Here is a 5,370-nt window from a genome sequence, read left to right on the forward strand (position 1 = left end):
TATGGTAAAGAGTATCGAGCAAAACGAATTGTTTCCAATGCTACCCGTTGGGATACATTTGAGAAATTGCTGCCAGCTGACCAAATGCCAAGAGTTGAGCGGAAATGGCAACAGCGTTATCAGAAATCACCGGGTTTCTTGAGTTTACATTTAGGGGTAAAGGCAGATGTTTTACCACCTGGTACAGAGTGTCACCATATTGTCCTAGAAGACTGGGAAAATATGGAGGATGCGGAGGGGACTATTTTTGTTTCGATTCCTACCTTGCTTGATCCCAATTTAGCGCCAGAAGGCTATCATGTTTTCCACACCTTTACCCCGAGCTGGATGGAAGATTGGCAAGGGTTATCCCCTCGTCAGTACGAACATAAGAAGGAAGAGGCAGCTGGAGGCTTAATTGAGCGACTGGAGAGGATTTTTCCTGGCTTAGATGCTGGATTGGATTACATGGAGGTGGGAACACCACGCAGTCATCGACGATTTTTGAACCGTATGGATGGAACCTATGGGCCAATTCCCCGCCGCAAATTAATGGGATTGTTGGGAATGCCGTTTAATCGGACTGCGATTCCAGGGCTTTATTGTGTTGGGGATAGCACCTTTCCGGGGCAAGGTTTAAATGCAGTAGCGTTTTCGGGATTTGCTTGTGCTCACCGTATTGCTGTGGATTTGGGATTCTAGGTAGAATGCTTCTTAGGGAACAGCGGGGGAATAGGCAATAGGGAACAGGCAAGCTAGCAATAGGCAAGCTAGCAATAGGCAATAGGGAACAGGCAAGCTAGCAATAGGCAAGCTAGCAATAGGCAATAGGGAAAAAATCCTGTGTACGTCATTAATATGAGAATCGCTATAAAATATAGCGGTTTGCGACTTTGTTAAGTACATATTTATGGTTTTTTATAGAACAGGGAACAGCGGTTCACCGGAACAGGGAATAGAGCAATTGGCATCCAATCTAAGTTATTTATTATTGCCAATTAAGAAGTGGAATTTATCTTTTTTGTCCCATTTTCATAATTAACTTATCTGCAAAGGGCTATAAGTATTCAAACGCCAATCAGATCACACTCGCCACAGTTCCCAAACCTCCTTCTGTTTCCCTATTCCCTGGGTGCATCTCACTTGTGCAAAAACACTCTTCGGCAATAGAAAGCTAATATCATTTTATGACAATTACCTTTAATAAAAATCTCCCCCATCTCCCCACCCTCCCAGGGTTATTTCATTCTGGATCTAGGTAACGAGTTTACAGTCTTTCAGCCATCACTAACCGGAATTATCGAAGGCTGAAAAGACGTATCCTCGTAAATGCATAAAATATTGCAATTTAGAATGAAACAGCCCTGCCACCCTCCCCACACTTACCACCCTCCCCACACTTCTTTTAGTTATAGATTTACAAATATGAGATGCACCCTATTACCTCAGGGTAAGCTCATATAATTTTGTATAAAATGTACTTTACAAAACTATTCAAGTATCCTCCTAGACCAAAAATTAAAGTCAAACTATAATCAAGTTTTAATCTGAGTTTAAAAACGGATAAATAGCAAATGATTAAGGGTTTTGTTTCTCAATTAAAAACCCAAATAAACTTTGAATGTAAACAAGTAAAAAGCCAACAGTTAAACTCCATCAATGCTATCGAATCTAACTTATTAAGTTATGTCGAATATATCGAAGAGCCTAGAGTCCAAAGAACTCAAAAACACCTCCTAAAAGATATTTTAGTAATCGCTATTTTAGCCGTCATTGGAGGTGCAGAGGGCTGGGAGGACATGGAAAATTATGGGATTGCCAAACAACAATGGTTAGAATAATTCTTAGACTTACCCAATGGTATCCCCAGTGATGATACTTTTCGACGAGTTTTTGTTCGCGCAGCGTCTCCGAAGGAGAAAAGAATTCATCCCGATGCTTTAGAACAATGTTTGGCTAAATGGCTTCAAAGTATGCTCGGTTCGATTGCTGGATAGATTGTTCCTATAGATGGGAAAAGTCTCAGAGGTTCTTATGACCGTAATCAAGGAGTAAAAGCCCTGGGGGGGCGACAAGCGCCCTGTAACCCTTGATATATCTGAAATTGAGCGAATTATGGTAAAAAAAGATAGGCCATAACTTGTCAATACGACCAATAAGATTGAAAATGCTACCATAATTATATCAAAAACATCTAAAAAATCTACTTTCTAAATCTCAATTATTGTTTTTTTACCTTATAATAAGAATTAGACAAGACCCCAAAAATATCAAAATTAAAAAAATTGCAGAGTCACTCCCTTTACCCATTCAATTTAACTCACGACGTAAAAAACTACAGAGATTTTTATCTTTGCAAGTATTTGAGGTCAAATATTTGTGGTTTCCAATTATTCGAGAATGGATAAATCAAACATGTACGTGCATAGCAAAAAATCTATTTAGCTATCGATAGAACTAATTGGTTTGAAGTTACCGTAAGACAGTTGAGCCTTTAATGTCGGCAGGCTATGAGTAAAAGGGTTAAATCTTGTAAATAAGGCTCAACGTAATCAGGTTTCGTCCGGAAAAACTATAATTTGTTAATGATTAGTATCATTTATAAAAACCGAGCAATTCCTAAGGTGCGCTTGACCTTGGCGAATTAAATTCGCCACGGGTCGCACCTGTTTATTTTGAACTTCTATCAAAGTTGGTATCAAGCAATATTTCAGAGACGAAACCTTGAACAGGGTCGCCTTATTACAAAAGAGTTAACCCTTTTATGCATAACCGATTACCCATAAATGCTCCACTGTTCTACGGTAACTTCAAGAGCAAAAACAAATAATTTTAAATATTATAGGGCTATTTTATAACTATCAAATTCTGGTTTTAGGAGACCGAGATTTTTGTTCGGTTAAATTGGCTCAATGGCTAGATACACAAGGGTTGATTTTTTTTTATACTAAAATAATCGTGATTGAACTAAAAAATTCTGGTTTGTTTTCCTTAAATAATTGTGGATAAAAACCGGTAATATCTTTATTTATTGAAAATGTAAAAGTTACAAATGCCAAAAAAGTTAAAGGATTTAGTGTCGCCTGTAAATGGAAAAAGAGTTATCGAAAATATGTGACAAAAGAAGGTTGGTTTATCCTAACAAACATGAACAGTAATTGTGAGGCGATTGCTGCCTATAAAAAGCGATGCAGAGGTGCGACCCGTGGCGAATTTAATTCGCCTACGGAAAACGCACCATTACGGTCTTGGGGGTCTCCACGGGGCAAACAGCGGTGCGGACGCAGGTTCCGCACACAGACCCAAAACCATGAGCGACTGCCGTGGTTCCCCCCACTCGCTATTGCATCAAGACAGGTATGAGAGCTAGGTCGCTTATACAGTCTACTTTTTAGCTCTAATGTCGCCCCCCCAAGATGTCTACAGACCTACTTTTTTTAACCATAAAATGGTACAACCTTTACATAGCAAGCATTTGAGCCTGTTTCGTCACCCCGTCAGCGATTTTCCCAGATGATTCCGATGAATGTCATGATTTTCGGGATTTTCGGGATTCTCAGCCTGAAGAGTTTCAAAAGCTTTGGTGAACCGAGTTTGGGAAGATTCCTGGCTGGTTGGAGAAGTCGGGAATCTCAACCAGGGTAAACGCCTATAATTTGGTATAAATTGTAACATAAAAAATTTAATTAACTCAATTTTTTTTTAAGTCGAATAAATCGAATCCTAAAGCAGTTTTTTTGTTCTATTTCAACGAATTTTCCGCTGACTTTGAACAAAAATCACAGGAGCATTTGCTTACGCAACGAGGGAGCATCCCATTTTGGAAACAATATTACCCAAAGCAACGATATTTCAAGGGTTTCAGCCCCCTAAAAAGAGCTAACGTGCCAAATTGGGATGCTCCCCGCAACGAGAATTTCCAGATCTCTCAAATCCACCAAGGATAACACGGCAAATAATTGAGCAATGTTTCGGGCTTGTTGACAATCAACCGATCGATTATAGATTTTTGATACTATTGTTTATTTTTTTGATGTAATTTTTGATACAAATTTTGAGGCGTTTACCCGGGAATCTCAACCCTAGTTGCGAACGCGCCCCGCTTGACCTACGGTCAATCGCTTTTAGCGTGGCCTACGGCCAATCGCGCAGCGGCTTGGAGCATCGCATTTCTCTAGTTTTATCTGCCACAGACAAGTGACAGGATCCGCAATTTTAGGCATTTGGGGAAATCTTTGAGTATTTCATTTAGCGGTTCTCATATTAATGCGGTACACAGGATTTTTTTACCTATTCCCTATGGCGTATTCCCTATGGCGTATTCCCAACCCATGCCAAGTTACCTGATCCGAAGTTCCTTATGCCCTGTCTTGATGCATCAATAGCTAATTAGGCCATGATAGAGTGTTTGATCAAGGCTCTGATTATTAAAAATATTAAATTAGTATTAAAAATATTAAACAACTTTGCCAAAGCGTCCAGCAGTTTTCATAAGATTAAGTTATAATAGAGATATTATAAATAAATACTCATAATTAGATCTCAAAAAATAGATCTCAAAAATAGATAGATCTCAAAAAAGTAGATCTCAAAAGAGTAAAATCTGCTCACCGCAGCCCAAACAGTAAAATCAGATACTAAAATCAGCACCCCGGTTGTGCATAGACGGGGCTTCCAAACATCCCAAGATTTTCTGTGAATCAATTCCTGCCAGTCTGGAACTTTCTTCTATCTAGAGTGTGGCTAGTTGGGCAACAATAAACTGGGCGGAAATTAGAAGTGAAGGTTAAAAAAACTGGATAGTTGGAGATAACCATGATGGCTATTACTCGTTCGGAACATCTGCCAGATCTAGAAAGTGTGCATCGGGAACTCAACCGCCGACTCACCCATTTCATGAATAGCGGCGAGGGAGGATTTCCAGGGATGACGTTTATGCCCTATGCAGAGATCGAGGAAACTCCTAAAGCGGTTTACCTGACACTAGAAATTCCAGGCATGGAAGCCAAAGACCTTGATGTTGAACTGACCGAAGACTCTGTTTGCATCAGTGGCGAGCGCAAGTCAGCAGCTAGGACTAAAGGAATAGGTATGGTACGCTCGGAACTACGCTATGGGAAATTCAAACGGGTTATTCCAATACCAGCCAAGATTAACAGAAATCAGGTTGAAGCTGAATATCACAACGGCATGCTGAAACTAACCCTGCCTAAAGGGTTAGTAAACAGCTAGAGAAAATGTTGCAGAGTCTACCAAAAACTCTTATTATTTGTTAGACTTAAATTAGGGTAACACCGACAGGGATTATTATGTAACTTAAATTAAAGCCGAAAACCAAGGGTTTAATAGTTGCGCTGTAATCCCGGTGGAACGAACTTTTTTGACATTTTT

Annotated in this window: 4 protein-coding genes and 1 pseudogene; 4 read left to right on the top strand and 1 reads right to left on the bottom strand. The window is 39.6% G+C overall.

Translation table 11 applies throughout. From position 1 onward, the window contains the following. Positions 1 to 681: Rossmann-fold NAD(P)-binding domain-containing protein (locus F6K20_RS22785; RefSeq protein WP_502708863.1), on the top strand; the 681-nt coding region annotated here is incomplete at its 5' end. Between the two features lie 12 nt (positions 682 to 693). Here F6K20_RS22785 and F6K20_RS22790 read toward each other — a convergent pair. Next, positions 694 to 885 carry a hypothetical protein gene (locus F6K20_RS22790; protein ID WP_131827021.1) on the bottom strand — a complete coding sequence of 64 codons (192 nt, stop codon included), beginning with the start codon at positions 883 to 885 and terminating at the stop codon, positions 694 to 696. A 668-nt stretch (positions 886 to 1,553) separates the two neighbouring features. Here F6K20_RS22790 and F6K20_RS22795 point away from each other — a divergent pair. From F6K20_RS22795 to F6K20_RS22805, 3 genes and pseudogenes are all read left to right on the top strand, one after another. Beyond that, positions 1,554 to 2,042: pseudogene (locus tag F6K20_RS22795) on the top strand (ISAs1 family transposase); the annotation flags it as partial. Between the two features lie 1,142 nt (positions 2,043 to 3,184). Beyond that, positions 3,185 to 3,349, top strand: a complete 165-nt coding sequence (locus F6K20_RS22800; protein ID WP_154659676.1) for a hypothetical protein — start codon at positions 3,185 to 3,187, stop codon at positions 3,347 to 3,349. Positions 3,350 to 4,797: 1,448 nt separating this feature from the next. After that, positions 4,798 to 5,211: an Hsp20/alpha crystallin family protein gene (locus tag F6K20_RS22805; protein ID WP_008179705.1), complete on the top strand. Its 414-nt coding sequence runs from the start codon at positions 4,798 to 4,800 to the stop codon at positions 5,209 to 5,211. The last annotated feature ends 159 nt before the right edge of the window (positions 5,212 to 5,370 follow it).

This window comes from Moorena sp. SIO2C4, assembly GCF_010672485.1.
GTDB classification, from domain to species: Bacteria; Cyanobacteriota; Cyanobacteriia; order Cyanobacteriales; family Coleofasciculaceae; genus Moorena; species Moorena producens.